Annotated in this window: 17 protein-coding genes; 12 read left to right on the forward strand and 5 right to left on the reverse strand. The window is 36.5% G+C overall.

All coding sequences use genetic code 11. The annotated features are described in order from the left end of the window. Window position 1: 1 nt before the first annotated feature. Genes trpD through trpA form a run of 5 tightly spaced genes read left to right on the forward strand, consistent with a single transcriptional unit; the run spans window position 2 to window position 4,326 of the window. On the forward strand, window positions 2-1,006 hold the full coding sequence (gene trpD, locus HT714_RS04035; protein ID WP_173225563.1) for an anthranilate phosphoribosyltransferase: 1,005 nt from the start codon (window positions 2-4) through the stop codon (window positions 1,004-1,006). Then, complete coding sequence (gene trpC, locus HT714_RS04040) at window positions 1,003-1,770, forward strand: indole-3-glycerol phosphate synthase TrpC (protein WP_173225567.1); 768 nt, start codon at window positions 1,003-1,005, stop codon at window positions 1,768-1,770. Before trpD ends, trpC begins: the two co-directional genes overlap by 4 nt. Then, window positions 1,757-2,356: a phosphoribosylanthranilate isomerase gene (locus HT714_RS04045; protein WP_173225570.1), complete on the forward strand. Its 600-nt coding sequence runs from the start codon at window positions 1,757-1,759 to the stop codon at window positions 2,354-2,356. The genes trpC and HT714_RS04045 overlap by 14 nt, the downstream gene beginning before the upstream one ends. Continuing rightward, window positions 2,334-3,557, forward strand: coding sequence for a tryptophan synthase subunit beta (trpB, locus tag HT714_RS04050; protein WP_000331265.1), 1,224 nt, complete (start codon window positions 2,334-2,336; stop codon window positions 3,555-3,557). Before HT714_RS04045 ends, trpB begins: the two co-directional genes overlap by 23 nt. Then, window positions 3,550-4,326, forward strand: a complete 777-nt coding sequence (gene trpA, locus HT714_RS04055) for a tryptophan synthase subunit alpha (protein ID WP_173225573.1) — start codon at window positions 3,550-3,552, stop codon at window positions 4,324-4,326. Before trpB ends, trpA begins: the two co-directional genes overlap by 8 nt. On the opposite strand, the gene HT714_RS04060 is transcribed toward trpA, so the two are convergent. Then, window positions 4,298-4,957, reverse strand: a complete 660-nt coding sequence (locus HT714_RS04060) for an A24 family peptidase (RefSeq protein WP_173225576.1) — start codon at window positions 4,955-4,957, stop codon at window positions 4,298-4,300. The genes trpA and HT714_RS04060 overlap by 29 nt on opposite strands. Window positions 4,958-5,026: 69 nt before the next feature. Between HT714_RS04060 and HT714_RS04065 the strand changes: the two genes are divergently transcribed. Next, window positions 5,027-5,482, forward strand: coding sequence for a GNAT family N-acetyltransferase (locus HT714_RS04065; protein ID WP_173225579.1), 456 nt, complete (start codon window positions 5,027-5,029; stop codon window positions 5,480-5,482). Window positions 5,483-5,530: 48 nt separating this feature from the next. On the opposite strand, the gene HT714_RS04070 is transcribed toward HT714_RS04065, so the two are convergent. The 3 genes from HT714_RS04070 to HT714_RS04080 all read right to left on the reverse strand — a co-directional run bounded on the left by HT714_RS04070 (window position 5,531) and on the right by HT714_RS04080 (window position 10,540). Further along, the gene (locus tag HT714_RS04070; RefSeq protein WP_173225582.1) at window positions 5,531-6,676 is read right to left on the reverse strand and encodes a low temperature requirement protein A; all 1,146 of its coding nucleotides are present in this window, start codon (window positions 6,674-6,676) and stop codon (window positions 5,531-5,533) included. Between the two features lie 504 nt (window positions 6,677-7,180). Further along, entirely contained in the window at window positions 7,181-7,804 is a 624-nt protein-coding gene (locus HT714_RS04075; RefSeq protein ID WP_153193056.1) for a hypothetical protein, read from the reverse strand. An 84-nt stretch (window positions 7,805-7,888) separates the two neighbouring features. Then, window positions 7,889-10,540 (reverse strand): SEC10/PgrA surface exclusion domain-containing protein, encoded by a 2,652-nt coding sequence (locus tag HT714_RS04080; protein WP_173251527.1) that lies wholly within the window; start codon window positions 10,538-10,540, stop codon window positions 7,889-7,891. Window positions 10,541-10,708: 168 nt separating this feature from the next. On the opposite strand from HT714_RS04080, the gene HT714_RS04085 reads away from it, so the two are divergent. Then, complete coding sequence (locus tag HT714_RS04085; RefSeq protein WP_061417958.1) at window positions 10,709-11,047, forward strand: helix-turn-helix transcriptional regulator; 339 nt, start codon at window positions 10,709-10,711, stop codon at window positions 11,045-11,047. 34 nt (window positions 11,048-11,081) lie between these two features. Here the strand turns inward: HT714_RS04085 and HT714_RS04090 are convergent, their stop codons facing one another. Then, window positions 11,082-11,666: a hypothetical protein gene (locus tag HT714_RS04090; RefSeq protein WP_153193058.1), complete on the reverse strand. Its 585-nt coding sequence runs from the start codon at window positions 11,664-11,666 to the stop codon at window positions 11,082-11,084. 184 nt (window positions 11,667-11,850) lie between these two features. On the opposite strand from HT714_RS04090, the gene HT714_RS04095 reads away from it, so the two are divergent. The 5 genes from HT714_RS04095 (at window position 11,851) to HT714_RS04115 (ending at window position 15,930) form a co-directional block, all read left to right on the forward strand. Further along, window positions 11,851-12,210 carry a hypothetical protein gene (locus HT714_RS04095; RefSeq protein ID WP_102211522.1) on the forward strand — a complete coding sequence of 120 codons (360 nt, stop codon included), beginning with the start codon at window positions 11,851-11,853 and terminating at the stop codon, window positions 12,208-12,210. 3 nt (window positions 12,211-12,213) lie between these two features. Next, window positions 12,214-13,386, forward strand: a complete 1,173-nt coding sequence (locus tag HT714_RS04100) for a cell division protein FtsK (RefSeq protein WP_153193059.1) — start codon at window positions 12,214-12,216, stop codon at window positions 13,384-13,386. Then, window positions 13,383-13,967 carry a hypothetical protein gene (locus tag HT714_RS04105; protein WP_153193061.1) on the forward strand — a complete coding sequence of 195 codons (585 nt, stop codon included), beginning with the start codon at window positions 13,383-13,385 and terminating at the stop codon, window positions 13,965-13,967. Before HT714_RS04100 ends, HT714_RS04105 begins: the two co-directional genes overlap by 4 nt. 232 nt (window positions 13,968-14,199) lie before the next feature. Next, a complete protein-coding gene (locus HT714_RS04110) occupies window positions 14,200-15,528 on the forward strand; it encodes a Rep family protein (protein WP_153193063.1) in 1,329 nt (442 codons plus the stop codon). A gap of 63 nt (window positions 15,529-15,591) precedes the next feature. Then, a complete protein-coding gene (locus HT714_RS04115; RefSeq protein WP_153193064.1) occupies window positions 15,592-15,930 on the forward strand; it encodes a DUF771 domain-containing protein in 339 nt (112 codons plus the stop codon). The last annotated feature ends 44 nt before the right edge of the window (window positions 15,931-15,974 follow it).

A 15,974-nucleotide genomic window follows, 5' to 3' on the forward strand; every position in this document is an offset into this window, starting at 1 on the left:
GATGAAAGAGATTATTGAAAAACTAGCAAAATTTGAAAATTTATCAGGTGTGGAAATGACGGATGTCATTGAGCGTATCGTAACTGGGCGTGTAACGGAGGCGCAGATTGCTTCTCTCCTCTTAGCTCTTAAGATGAAGGGGGAAACACCTGAAGAACGCACAGCCATTGCCCAAGTCATGAGAGGGCATGCCCAACATATTCCAACTGAAATTCATGATGCTATGGACAACTGTGGTACAGGTGGGGACAAGTCTTTCAGTTTTAATATTTCCACAACTGCAGCCTTTGTCTTGGCTGGTGGCGGTATTCACATGGCCAAGCACGGTAACCGTTCGATTTCTTCTAAATCTGGTTCTGCAGATGTTCTCGAAGCCTTGGGTATCAACCTAGACCTCAAACCAGCTGAACTAGGTAAGGTCTTTGATAAAACTGGCATCGTCTTTCTCTTTGCTAAAAATATGCATCCAGCAATGAAATACATCATGCCAGCTCGTTTGGAATTGGGAATTCCAACGATTATGAACTTGACTGGTCCTCTGATTCACCCAATGGCTTTGGAAACACAGCTTCTTGGAATTAGTCGTCCAGAACTTCTAGAAAGTACAGCTCAGGTTTTGAAAAATATGGGTCGCAAGCGTGCCATCGTGGTTGCTGGGCCAGAAGGATTGGATGAAGCTGGCTTGAATGGAACAACTAAGATTGCTCTTCTTGAGAATGGCGAAATCAGCTTGTCAAGCTTTACTCCAGAGGATTTAGGGATGGAGCGTTACGCTATCGAAGATATCCGTGGTGGCAATGCTCAGGAAAATGCAGAAATTTTGCTCAGCGTTCTTAAAAATGAACCAAGTCCATTCTTGGAAACGACAGTCTTAAATGCTGGTCTTGGTTTCTATGCTAATGGTAAGGTAGATAATATCAAGGAAGGAGTTGCCTTAGCTCGTCAAGTGATTGCTAGTGGCAAGGCTCTTGAAAAACTCAGACTGTTACAGGAGTACCAAAAATGAGTCAGGAATTTTTAGCACGAATTTTAGAGCAGAAGGCGAGTGAGGTGGAGCAGATGGAGCTGGAGGAAATCCAGCCCCTGCGCCAGACCTATCGCTTGGCTGACTATCTAAAGCAACACCAAGACCGCTTGCAGGTAATCGCTGAGGTCAAGAAAGCTAGCCCTAGTTTGGGAGATATCAATCTCGATGTGGATATTGTGCAACAGGCCCAGACTTATGAAGAAAACGGAGCAGTGATGATTTCTGTTTTGACAGATGAAGTTTTCTTTAAAGGGCATTTGGATTATCTACGGGAGATTTCCAGTCAGGTAAACATTCCGACGCTTAACAAGGACTTTATTATCGATGAAAAGCAAATCATTCGAGCTCGCAATGCTGGTGCGACAGTCATCTTGCTCATCGTTGCAGCCTTGTCAGAAGAACGTCTCAAGGAACTTTATGACTATGCGACAGAGCTTGGTCTGGAAGTTTTAGTGGAGACTCACAATCTAGCTGAACTAGAAGTGGCTCACAGACTTGGTGCCCAGATTATCGGGGTCAATAACCGCAACTTGACCACCTTTGAAGTTGACTTGCAGACCAGTGTAGACTTGGCTAAACATTTCAAAGATGATTGCTTGTACATTTCTGAATCTGCTATTTTCACAGGGCAGGATGCGGAACGAGTAGCATCATACTTTAATGGAATTTTAGTTGGGACAGCTCTTATGCAGGCAGAAGATGTAGCTCAGAGAATCAAGGAGTTGCAGATTGACAAAGGTTAAAATTTGCGGACTATCGACCAAAGAAGCGGTGGAAACAGCCGTCTCAGCAGGAGCCGACTACATCGGTTTTGTCTTTGCACCTAGTAAAAGACAGGTGACTTTGGATCAGGCTGCCGAGCTGGCAAAGCTTATTCCTGCAGATGTCAAAAAGGTTGGTGTGTTTGTTTCACCAAGTCGGGCAGAACTGCTAGAAGCGATTGAAAAAGTTGACTTGGACTTGATTCAAGTTCATGGTCAGGTGGCGGATGATTTGTTTGAGAATTTGCCTTGTGCCAGTATTCAGGCTGTGCAGGTGGATGGAGAGGGTCATGTGCCCAATTCTCAGGCAGACTATCTACTCTTTGATGCCCCTGTGGCAGGGAGTGGCCAGACCTTTGACTGGGGACAACTGGATACGACAGAATTAACTCAGCCCTTCTTTATCGCAGGTGGGCTTAATGAAGACAATGTAGTAAAAGCAATTCAACACTTTACTCCCTATGCAGTCGATGTATCAAGCGGAGTGGAGACAGACGGACAAAAAGATCATGAAAAGATTAGAAGATTTATAGAGAGGGTAAAGCATGGCATATCAGGAACCAAATAAAGATGGATTTTACGGAAAATTCGGCGGACGTTTTGTCCCAGAAACATTGATGACAGCAGTTTTGGAGTTGGAGAAGGCTTACCGTGAAAGTCAGGCAGACCCAAGTTTCCAAGAGGAATTAAATCAGCTCTTACGTCAGTACGTAGGACGTGAAACTCCTCTTTACTACGCAAAAAACTTGACCCAGCATATTGGCGGAGCCAAGATTTATCTTAAACGTGAAGACCTTAACCATACAGGGGCTCACAAGATTAACAATGCCTTGGGACAAGTTCTTCTGGCTAAACGCATGGGTAAAAAGAAAATTATCGCAGAAACAGGTGCTGGTCAGCACGGTGTAGCAACTGCAACAGCTGCAGCCCTCTTTAACATGGAATGTACTATCTACATGGGTGAGGAAGATGTCAAACGCCAAGCCCTCAATGTCTTCCGTATGGAGCTTTTGGGAGCCAAGGTTGAGGCAGTGACAGATGGTTCGCGCGTGCTCAAGGATGCGGTCAATGCAGCCCTTCGTTCATGGGTAGCTAATATCGATGATACCCACTATATCCTTGGATCTGCCTTAGGACCTCATCCATTCCCAGAAATTGTTCGTGACTTCCAAAGTGTCATCGGTCGAGAAGCTAAACAACAGTACCGCGACTTGACAGGTCAAGATCTGCCAGATGCCTTAGTAGCCTGTGTTGGAGGTGGTTCAAATGCCATCGGTCTCTTCCATCCCTTTGTAGAAGATGAGTCTGTAGCTATGTATGGAGCTGAAGCAGCAGGGCTTGGTGTGGATACAGAGCACCACGCAGCTACCTTGACCAAGGGTCGCCCAGGTGTCCTTCACGGTTCCCTTATGGATGTGCTCCAAGATGCCCATGGTCAAATTCTTGAAGCCTTCTCTATTTCAGCAGGTTTGGACTATCCTGGTATCGGTCCAGAACATTCTCACTACCACGATATTAAACGTGCTAGCTATGTCCCTGTGACGGACGAGGAAGCCTTGGAAGGATTCCAGCTCTTGTCTCGTGTGGAAGGGATTATCCCAGCCTTGGAATCTAGCCATGCTATCGCCTTTGCGGTGAAATTAGCCAAAGAACTGGGTCCAGACAAGTCCATGATTGTCTGTCTATCAGGTCGTGGGGACAAGGATGTGGTTCAAGTCAAGGACCGCTTGGAAGCAGATGCAGCAAAGAAGGGAGAAGCTCATGCCTAAGACATTAACAGAAAAATTGAATGCTATAAAAGCAGCTGGAAAAGGAATTTTCGTTCCCTATATCATGGCTGGAGACCACGAGAAAGGTTTGGATGGTCTCGGTGAAACAATCCACTTTTTAGAAGATTTGAGTGTCTCTGCCATTGAAGTGGGTATTCCCTTTTCAGATCCTGTCGCAGATGGACCTGTTATCGAAGAAGCAGGCTTGCGCAGTCTAGCTCATGGTACTTCGACACAAGCTTTGGTTGAAACCTTGAAAACCATTGAAACAGAGATTCCACTGGTCATTATGACCTACTTCAACCCCCTCTTTCAGTACGGTGTGGAGAACTTTGTCAAAGATTTGGCAGATACAGCGGTTAAGGGATTGATTATCCCAGACCTGCCTCATGAACATGCTAACTTTGTAGAGCCTTTTTTGGCAGATACAGACATCGTCTTGATTCCTCTAGTTAGTTTGACGACAGGGATTGAGCGTCAGAAAGAGTTGATTGAAGGGGCAGAAGGTTTTGTCTATGCCGTTGCTATCAATGGGGTGACAGGGAAATCAGGCAATTACCGAGCAGATTTGGACAAGCACTTGGCACAATTGCATCAAGTGGCTGACATCCCCGTCTTGACAGGATTTGGTGTATCTAGTCAAGCCGATGTAGAACGCTTCAATGCGGTGTCAGATGGTGTTATCGTCGGTTCAAAAATCGTAAAAGCTCTCCACAAAGGAGAGCCGATTCAGGACTTTATCAAACAAGCAGTAGCTTACCAAAAATAATCACACAAGTAGCGAGTAATAGGAAAGGCACGAAAGGAAGTCTTTCCTTTTTCTTTTGCAGGAGAAAGGCCAGAATCCCTGTTGCAGAAGCAAACTGAATCAAGATGAGTAATTCGGTCGCACTAAAGACGAGAGCACAAGAAGCTAAAAAGAGAAAATCCCCTGCACCCATACGGATATCGATAAAATGAGCTAGAATTCCTAGGACAAGGAAAAAGACCATGACCAGATTCCAGCCTGAGTAGACCATTAGAGGCAGATGGAAAGTTATCCAGACCAGTAAGGGATATTCCTGATGGCGAAAGTCGTAGATGCCCAAGGTCAAACCAGCAGTGATTAGGATGACTTGCCCCAAGGAAAGAAAACCCCAAGACCAAGATAGAAAGAGGAGTCCTAAGCTTAGTTCAAAGAGGGCATACCAGACAGGATAAGGAGCCTTGCAGTAGCGACAGCGAAAGCGATTGAAGATCTGCGAGAGAATCGGAATCAAATCTAAGGGACGCAAGCGAGTCTGACAGGAATCGCAGTGACTAGCAGGTCGGATAATGGACTGCTCAGGAAAACGGTCAATGACCAAACCGAGAAAGGAAGCGAGAATGCTCCCAACAAGAAAAAAATAAAAATCAATCATACTTATCTATTCGTAAAAAATAGGAGAAGTAGTATAATGGAGAAACATAGATAAGATGGTGAGGCAAAGATGATAATTCGTTTTGAAGAAAAGGTGAGCACAGAAAATGCTCAGCTCGTATGCCAATGGTCCAACTCCCTCGGCAAATCCTTTCAAGAACAATGGATGGGACCAATGATTCCTTTTCCCTTGACCATTCAAGTCTTGCAAGATTTGGAAGGAATCTTTTCAATCTTTGATGGATACGAGTTTGTGGGGCTTATCCAGAAAATCAGGCAAGAAGACAGCAATCTTCATATTGGAAGATTTTTTATCAACCCCCAGAAACAGGGGCAAGGCTTAGGTAGCCAGGCCTTAAGGAAATTTGTTAGTTTGACTTTTGAAAATGGAGACATAGATAGTATTTCTCTAAATGTCTTCGATGCAAATCAAGCAGCCAAGCACCTCTATCAAAAAGAAGGATTTGAAATTGTTCAAACCATTGAAGCACCTGCACGAAAATACCTTATGAAAAAGTTTAGATAGAAATCAAAAAAGCCTTGGTTCCCAAAGCTTTTTTATGTTATAAACTCATTAAAATAACTCCCAGTTAGATTTGGAATATTTTTTATTCTGTGTCATATAAAAATAAATAAAATGAATGGCTATAGCTAGAGCTAAAATGGTTGTTATACTCACTACTATTATAGGATTAGAAGCAAAGATTAAAGAGAGAATCAAGGCAGCCAGATAGAGTGTCGCTTGGACACAGTAGTAACTTTTCGAATAGCGAAGATAGTGTTTGTTATAGGGCCCATTTACTAGGACAGCAGCTTGAAAGAGGCCAAATCCGATATAAGAGAAGCTGGTTGCAAAGAGACGATTAGCTTCAGGATTCTGAAGAAAACTCATCGATACAGTCATCATCATAAGTCCAATGAAAATAGGATAGTGACTGTAAATTAGAAATAGTCCCTTTTGATTAGATTTTTCATCAATAGCATGGTCGAATTGACCAAAATAAAACAAGAACAGAGAAATCATAATAATGAGATAAAGAACCGAATAAATCGAGAAATTCTCGATTGTAAAGAAGTTAGCTAGATTCGTAATCATCTCTCCAAACGTAATAATGACAAGAAGGGAGATGCGCTCGATTAAATGGGGAAGATTTACCTGGTAATGCTTATCTTTATTAAGCAAGATACTTGGCATAATAAAGATAAACAGAATACTAGCAAAGAAGATATAGACTCTAACGTAAATAGGAAGAAGAGTTGCTAGATAGACTCCTAAACTTCCTAGACCTGTTATCCATAGAAAACCTTTGATACTTTCCCGTTCAACATCATCGGTTGATTTTCTAAAAAATTCAACCAAATATTGAAAAAATAAGGTAAGGGTTAATGTACCAATAGCCCAACAGAGATAATGAAAATATTGTTGCCAATCAGGTCCAATCATATTGGCTATAAAGAGTAAAAGTCCCATTTTGATAAACATGATTACCATGTTAAATAAAGAGTTCTTTCCATAGCGATTGGTATAATCGGTTTGAATCATCCAGGAATCGATGAGAACCAAAATAGCAATGAAAAAATCAAGGAAAGAATTCCAAGTCAAAATACCGTTATGAAGATGGTCGATTAAAGTAGTTACTTTTGAAATTGCAAAAACAAAAACTAAGTCATAAAAAAGTTCTGAAAATTCTACACGTTTATGTTTAATAAGAGTTGTCATCTTAAGACCTTTCTATTTTAGAAGTACAATTTACTATAACAGAAAATGGCAATAAAAGAAAAGGAGGTGCTTAAATAACTTCATATGGCGCAGTTCAGAAGGGGCGTTTTTTCTATCGTTTTTTAGTTCTAAGACTACACAAAAAAGCCTTGATTCCAAGGCTTTTCCTGTTGTATATAGATGCCCCCTACATGTAAATTAGCGTTAAAATAAGTTAAAATAAATAAGTAAAAAGCGATTAAATCAAGATATTATCACACGCTAGTTAGTATTGAAATTAAGGAAATTGACCAGTGGTTGACCAAATAAATTTTTAGTTTTTCCTGTAATTCCTAAGTTTAAAAAATCAATAATCACGATTTTTTATACATGGTTCGATACCGTGTTCGGCGCAATTGGTATAGTCCGATATGCATTCTCAAAAATGGTTTAAATAGCGTAGTCTTTTAAACTAGTTTTGTGAATCCAAAAAATCTTCCTACAAACGTAAGAAGATTTTTTTAATTATTCTATAATTGTATAATCTCCACTATCTAACAAGTCTATTACTTTTTGAACAAATTGAGTTGAAAGTAAATCTACTATATCAGCTCCATGAGTTTGAAAATTCTCATCTATTTCTTTGATTTCCAATTGAGTATTTTTTTCTACCCTTTCTTCTGTAATTGGGGTATGAAAACTATATTCACCGATTTCATAATATAAGAAATATAAATATTTTTTCTCACCTAAGCTATAATCAAAAAATTCAACTTCCTTATTTCTATCGTAGTCATAGTAACTATTTTCCCAAACAATATCATTTCTTTTTTCATTATATAGTTTTTCATAATTTTTTTGATAACTATAGACTCGTTGTCTTTTCTCACCTGCATACTGTTTATGAATTAATTTTGGACTGAAGTTTAATAATAAATCTTCTTTCATACTATAGTATTTTTCTTTCTGTTCTTTTGCATTTTCAATATTATTTTCTTTGTATCTATAGAATCCAGCTTGCTTATAATCTTCTATTTTATCTCGATAGTTTTTTGCTCTTTTATTAACAGAATATATACATTCTGCAATAATTTTATTTGTTATTTCTTTATTCTTAATTAAATCATTATATATCTTAGGAGTTCTCATTTTTTAATCCTCACATTATTTCTTTCTTTTAATATATTTTAACAAAAATCTTCCTATTTATGATAAGAAGATTTTTTTATTATTCTAATTTTTTCTACGTACTGTTACAACTCCAAATGTTCCAAGAATTGCACCGAATACCAACATTGCAACACTTGATGACTCTCCAGTATTTGGTAATGATTTTGAACGTTCTACTCGTGAATATGTCACTTTTTCATCTGCACCTGCTTTAACAGCTGGAGCTGAATATGTTTGTTGTTTATCTTTTGTTTGTTCTTTATCTTTCGCAACAACATCTTCTTTAGCATCCAAAGCAACATCTTTACCTGATTGTGAAGCTGGTTTTGTTTTATCAACATTTTTTTCAGTATTTTCTGTAGGTAAAGTATTAGAATCTGAATCTACTCGAGGTACAGCCACAACAGTTCCGTCTGGTAGAGTTGCAACTACATTATCTTTAGCTTTGTTTTCTAAGTCTAGCAACTTATCAAACTCTTCTTGGATTTCAGCTAATTTAGTTTGTTCAGCTTGCAATTTAGCTGTAACTGCGTCTACTTTATCTTGTGCCAATTTTGCAGAAGATTTTGCTTGAGTCAATTTTGTTTCCAAATCAGCTACTTTTGCTTGCGCATCTGTAAGATTCTTATCTGCGTTTAGATAAGCACTCAATTCTGTTGCAATTGATTTCGCATCTGATACCAATTGGTCTTTTTCTGCATGGAGCTTCGCTTGTTCATCTTGAAGTGCAGTCAACTTGTTTTCTTCTGTTTGCAATTTTGCTTGCGCATTTGTAAGAGCATTTTCAGCATCTTTTTGAGCAGTTTTAGCTGTAGCTAGTTCATCTTTAGCTGTTTCAAGAGCAATTTCTTTTTCTGCTTGGCTTCTTGAGAAGTTTTCAACAGCTTTTTCAGCAGTTGCTTTACGTTCTTGTGCATTTTTCAAAGCAAGGTTTGCCAATTGCAAGTTCTTTTCAGCAACTTCTGTTTGAAGTGGACTAGCTGTTTTACTTGCCAATTCTTTTTCAGCTTCTGTTTTAGCGTCAAGTGCAGAAGCATATTTGCGTGAAGCGGCTGCCAATTCTGCTTTAGCATTTGTAAGAGCAGTTTGAGCTTGGCTATTTTGTTTTTGTGCTTCAGCTAGTTTTGCTTCAAGTTGGGCAAGTTCTTGGTTGAGGTTGATTTTATGTTTACCATCGCTACCAAATGAGTTGACAAACCAACGTTTACCATTGATATTAGCGACAGTCATTGCAACACCACCACCGTTTAGGTTGTTAGCAGCGTGTCCCCAATTTGATTCATCATCTAAGAATGAATATTCTTTAAAAGCATCTAACACAGCATATTTCAAATCAAGCATTGTTGAAATTTGATCACTTTTATAGATGAATGCCATGTTTTCAGGATCAGTGTTTCTATTGATGTGACCAGCTACAGCAGGGTCAGTTCCACGAGCTTCATAAGCTTTAGCTTTTTGTTTACTGTGTTCAAGAGTATCTTGTGCAGCATAAGCTCGGTATTTTTCTGAATATCCCATTTTTTCTTGTAAAGCATTTACCAATTTAGCATAAAAATCACTAATTTCAGCAATTTCTTTATCGGTTAAATTGTCAATATTGATGCTGCGTTTATCATCATTCTTATTGAAGTCAACTGTTAGAGCTTTATGCATTTTTGCTCCCATTGTCAACATAAGTTCGTCTGCTTTACCATCTCTCTTATAACGATTACGTACATAATAGCTTTTAGCATCTGAGAATGTGATATCGTTCTTATCAAGACCATAATAAGCTTTTTCTTCATCTGTCAAATGATGAACTGGATTTCCCATATGAATGATAGCTTCACCAGAGAGAGCTTTCTGTGTATCCAAGGCAGTTTGCGCTTCTTTTTCTTTAGACGCTGTAGCATCTGCTTTTTCTTGGATGGATTCAACTTTTGTTTTATCTGCGTCCATCATTTCTTTAGCTAGTTTCAAGGCATCGTTTTTGACATTTACATTGTTTGTAGCTTGTTTGATGGCGTCTGCGCGGTTGCTATCTGCTTTCTTAGCAGTTTCGACAGCTGTTGTTGCACTTGAGATATTCGCATTTGCTTGTTCAATATCTTTTTCAGCTTGGGCAAGAGAGGCTTTGGCTTCGCCAAGTCCTGAACCATTTAGCGCGTCTTCAGCTGATTTTACATTCGCTTCTTTAGCGGTTACTGTTTTATCCGCTTCAGCTTTCTTACTTGTTGCGCTTGCAACGTTAGCTGTTTCAGTTGCTACAGTTTCAGTTTGAGCTTTAATCGCTTCAGTAGATGCTTCAGTTGCTTTTTGATTGGCTTCTTGAGCTTTTACATTCGCATCTTGTTTTGCTTTTGTAGCAGTGATATTTTCTTCTGTAGCATTGGCTTTAACAGCTTCAGCTGATTTCAAGTCCTCTTTAGCGCTTGTCAAAGCAGATTCAGTAGTTGTGACAACTTTGTTAGCAGAAGTAGCTTCAGCGGTTGCTGTTTCATTTTCAGCTTCAACTTGCTTAACAGTAGACGCTTGAGCATCAAGAGCAGGCTTGACATCAGAAGATTTCTTCACTTCTGGTTTTGCGTTAGCTACAGGTTTTGAAACAAGAGCAGGTTCGTTTACAGCAGTTGTATCAACTGCTGTTGTAGTAGTTGCTTCTTGAGCAAATGCAGGCACACCAACAGACGCAAGCGCAATAGCTGTTGAAGTTGTTAGGGTTTTCAGTTTCTTCATCATTTTCTCCTTTGATGGCTGATAAAATGAGCTAATTTTTATAGTTTTACTACACTATTTTATCATTATATAGTGTAATATTCAACACTTATATACTATACAAGTGTAATTTGTACTACTTATTATTTATAATGTTTATCTTTAAAATAATAGTGAAGGTAAACAATTATGAATCAAAACAACTTACAAACTTTTATTGCAAAAAGAATTAGATATTTACGATTAACAAAAGGGCTAAGCCAAGAAAAACTTTCCGAATTAGCCGGCTTAGGCTCGAAACATATCCACAACATAGAAAATGAAAAATATAATTTTCAAATACAAACACTGAATAAAATACTTATAGCTCTTGAAGTAGATGAAAAAACATTTTTTAATTTCGGTTTTCCAGAAAAGAGTAAAGAAATTGAAAATATTATCAATCAACTTGAACAAATACCAGAACCACAAAAAACAGATATAATTGATGCAGTAGCAACCCTATTAAACAACATAAATAACCGCTAAGATTCACACATCCTAGCGGTTATTTTTTATTCATTTATTTTCTTTCCTTATAATATGCAGATTTATTGTGAGACGAATAACGTTCCTTCGCCCTGTAATATTCAAAACTAGATTCTCTATCATCATTAGCATCAACAATTGTTAAAAAATCACTGTCTTTTTGCCATTGTTCAATATCAATAGAAGTAAAAAATTTTTCAAATAAAGCTGTTAGCATGACATCTCGAATCTCTTCTTTTGAAATAGAACCAGCCCATGACCTAAAAACAGCTCTTTCATGCATATCCTTTAGCTCATCTTCTGTTGCTTCTTCAAAATAGTTTTCACTATCTATGTTGCTTTTATAATCTTTGAACTTATCAAAATCAAATCCGCTCTTCTTAACTAAATATCGTTCACACCGTTTCTCTAATCTATCAAGAATTTCATAATTGAATACCTTTGTTCTGTTTCGACCAAAAGTTTTAGAATTAGCTTTATCCCACTGTCCCATAGCTTCCAATTCTGTAACAAATTTTCTACGTAAACTTTTTTTAATATTTTTTGTTTCCTCAATTTGATACTTTTGTATCATGTCATCAATAAATTCAGATAATCTTTTTAGTTTTAAATTAGTCATTTTTTATTCCTTAACACTTTCTAATGTATATCGTACACATAAATTATATATCGTAAATATTGATTTGTCAAATTTAAAATACACATTTTATAGATTTTCGAAAAAATTATTGCTAGAATAGACTCATAAAGTTACTGCTCTCGTAGCAAAACTTTAAAATACTTTTTAACAAAGGGGGCCAATTATGGCATTTTTTAAACGCACAAATGGCTACAGTGCTAGCCTAGCAGAACAAGCTCTTTCAGATGAAGTTGTAAAATTGGTTGGTAAACAACTTGAGATTCAATATGAATTTGAAAAATCGGGCGAAATTGTCAACGGTAAAGAAAAAATGAAACGTACAGATAACATTCAAGGCTATCAAGTTTACGTTGCAAGTGATAATCACAATCCTTTTAAGGTCAAGTTTTTACCAGAAAATAAGCCAAATTTATCAAAATTCGAAATCGGAGATATTGTTGAATTTGAAGATTTAGAAGCTTTTGAAAACCAGTACGGACAACTTTATTTCAGGGCAAAAGATATTAAGAAGAAAGGAAAATAATGCATGGCTTTTTTAATGAATAAAAGCCAAAATCAGAAAGTGTCAGAAGCGGTTGTTTCTGACACTACTGAATTTGGTAAAAACAAATTCGAATTAGAACAATTTATTTTGAGAAATTTGAATAACGCTCTCAATATTAATGATGAATCATCTTATTTAAATTCATTTGATATTAAGGTTGCAAGCAATGATTCCGGCGTTTTTTACGTCCCAAATCTCCCTGTAAGTTATTCTTTAAGCAAAAAACTATACTTTGATATTTTTGCAATTTGCGCTGGCATACTCTACCCATTCAAGACTCTCTTACCACAGAATAATGCTTTTTTTGTTCCTTATGATACAAAAAATGAAAATCAAGCACGTGCATTTTTCTTTCCTTGGGTTGATGGGATTCCAACTCGGTTAAAGATTGATAATCTTTCATCTTTTATTAAAAAGAACGTGTCAGAAAATACTCTCCCAATTATGGCTAACAATATTTGTAATATCCCAATGAAAGCGGTGACAAGTTTGGCGGTGAGTGGAGCATCTGGTACAGGAAAGACTCATTTCTTACGTTATTTGATTAGTTGTCTAAAATCTTTCACAAATCAAATTATTTGCGTCGACCCTAAAATCGCTGATGTTTACTTACTAAGTAAGGAATTAGGTTTAGAAGTATTAGCACCAACACATGGTTCAAACTTAAACAGTTTTATTACAGAGGTCAATGAATTGTTGGGTCGAATCATTAATAAGATATATGAACGGCAAAAAATATTATTAACAAATCCAAAAACTCAGTTTGAACGCATTTATATTGTTATTGATGAACTGTTGGCACTTGTTCAGGGGAGCTCTAAGCAGTCTCGTGAATCATTTGGGCAATTACTTGGGACGATTGCTCTTCTCGGCCGTCAGACCTCCATCTCACTCATTTTATGTAGCCAACGCTTTGATGCAACTGCATTTGGCGGTAATACAGCAGTACGTGAACAAATTAACTGTATCTTTATTTTAGGTGAGATAAATGCGAATACTTGTCAGTTTTTATTGCCCAACATCAATGTTGATAATATTGTAGTCCCACCTGGTATTGGTACAGGTATAGTCAAGTTTACAGATAGTGAACATCGAACGCATATTATGCCACTTCTAACCCCCTCTTATAACATCAGGAAGGAAGAAATCACATGACGAAATACTTTAATAAATACAATGTAGTTAATTTTACAATTTTTGTTTCTATTATATTTTTTATTTTAGAGCGTTTGGCTACATTTATCATTTTTCAAATACATATAGAAACATTTTTTTATTTTATTGTTTTTATATCAGTACTACGTTTAATTTCGAGTGTATCATTTATATTATTACTATTTATAATTAATATCGATTTTGCATTTAGAAATGCTGAATTTGATTATTTCAGAAATAGCATTAAGTCATATGTTGCGACGTGGCAAATGAGACGATTTTGTAGGCAGATAAATGTAGAGCCAACTTTGGAAGAATCTTCTCGCTACAGCAATTCAAAACAGGAAATTATCAGAAAAGCAAACCGTTCTCTATTGACATTAACTGTTGTTTACTATGAACAAAAAGCTGTTGCAACATGGACTTTTCCAGCGAATTGTGAAAGTTATAATATTATGGAAGAATTATTAGCACAGGCTAAAAGAGAATTAAATCAGTTAGATAGTAGATATTTATTTAATGATTTTATTAGATTAGAAAATAGTAGAACATTCAGCTCAACAGCATTTAGAAAAAAATAAAGGTGCGGTGTACTGCTACTGAAGGTAAGCAAGTACACCAGCACCATAAATTTAAAACAATTCACGTCTAATGAATAAGATTTTTATGTTGTGATGTGTCAAGAAAATATGATGTTTGTTTGGATGTGGATGCACGTTTTTCTCCGTCAGTGCATCCACATTCAAACCATATCACAACAACTCAAAATCAACACACACTCTCTATTTTGTGTCAAAATCAGGAAGGATTTTTATGAAGATTAATCAAAATGATAGAAAAAGAAAATTTTTTGGTCAAATTTCATTTGAATATGAACATAATGCAAATTTAAAATTAACTGAAAAAGATTTTCGTGAATCCGTTGTTCAACGTATTAAAGACTATTGTAAAAATGAAGATGATAGGTATCATATTATTTTTCATGATAAAGATTTAAAAGATGACGGAAGTTCAAAACCATTGCATGCCCATTTTTATATTGATTTCAAACATGCTCATACTTATTCATCTGTTTATAAAAGCTTATCAATTTCAAGAGAACAAAATTTAGAGTTTGTTCGTAGTTCGATAAAAGCATGTCGATATTTAACACATAGAAATGAACGTAATATGGAAGAACACAAATTCCCCTATGAGGTCAAAGAAGTCATTTCATCAGAAAATACAAACTATATCGATGATATCATGGGAAAAATCAAAAATCATAGCAAAGAAAAATCTGACAATGGTCTAGAAATAGACGATTATTGTTTAGAATTAAGCTATCTAATCTCAGAAGAAGGCTTACTTACAACTGAAGCAAAACAACAATTATTTGAGCAATTCACTCAACGGATAGCACAAAAAGCGTGGAATTCAAATAAAAGACAATTTGAGGAAAACAGACAAGAATTTATTCATAAGGAGTTTATTCGTATGAGTAAGGGCGAACGAAATCATACAGGTATTTATATTCAAGCTGAAGGAGGAACAGGAAAATCATATTTAGCACGCTTACTTGCAGAAGAACGTGATAGATTAGGAGCACATACCCCATCAATAAATAAAAAGCGTTTCGATTTAGGTTCTGGCTACAAAGGGGAAAAAACAATTGTAATCAATGAACTAGATGCAAGTTGTGGCATGACTTTTCGAGAGTTATTTCAGATACTAGAACCAGATTCAGCTACACAGTTAAGTTCACGGTTTAAAGATGCGTATATCATCAATGATTTAACAATTATCACAAATTCAGATAGTTATTGGGATTGGTGTGATTCGTGGTTTGGAAAGAAAAATAAAGAATATCATCAGCTAATGCGAAGAATTAGATTTGTAATTAAAATGATTCACGATGAAAAGAATAAGGTTATCAAAATTGAATTATGGAATTACACAGCAAAACGTGATTTAAAAGAAAAAGCAAAACAAGCATTTGAAAAATTACAGACGTATTCACTAAACAGTGTAGAAAATGAAGAAGAATTTCGAAAAATCGCTTCGGATATATTAGGAAGAATTAAGAAAGTAAAAAATATTGACAGCAAAAGAAAAGTTATCACTACAGACTCAACCGACCAAAGCGAGTGCAGTGATAACTAAAACTAGTGGAAATAATAAATACTATTTCTGCTTCTATTGTATCATAGAATAAGGAAAAATTATATGACAGATAAAATTTTAATCAAAATAGACAATTTAGAAGTACAGTTGCCTGCCTCTCATATCATAGTAGAAAAAGATGAATACCTCAACTTAAAAAACAAGGCTTCTCAGGGGAAGTATATGAGCTTATCCGAGGTTTTAGAGATGGTTTCAGTCTCTCGACCTTGGCTATTGGAACATGTTCTTTATCAACCTGCTATTCGCTCAAAAATCGATATTGATAAAAACAAAGATGGGTTTGTGAAATATCCAGACAGTCAGGGTGGACGGTACTATTTCTTAGCTAGTAAAACGAAACAATTTTTTGAAGAAAACTTTGCAGAAATCTTTAGTTTATGATACGATAATCAAGATAATATCTTGGTTATCGTCTTTTAGAAAGA

It is taken from the genome of Streptococcus sp. 3705 (genome assembly GCF_013277145.1).
Taxonomy (GTDB): domain Bacteria; phylum Bacillota; class Bacilli; order Lactobacillales; family Streptococcaceae; genus Streptococcus.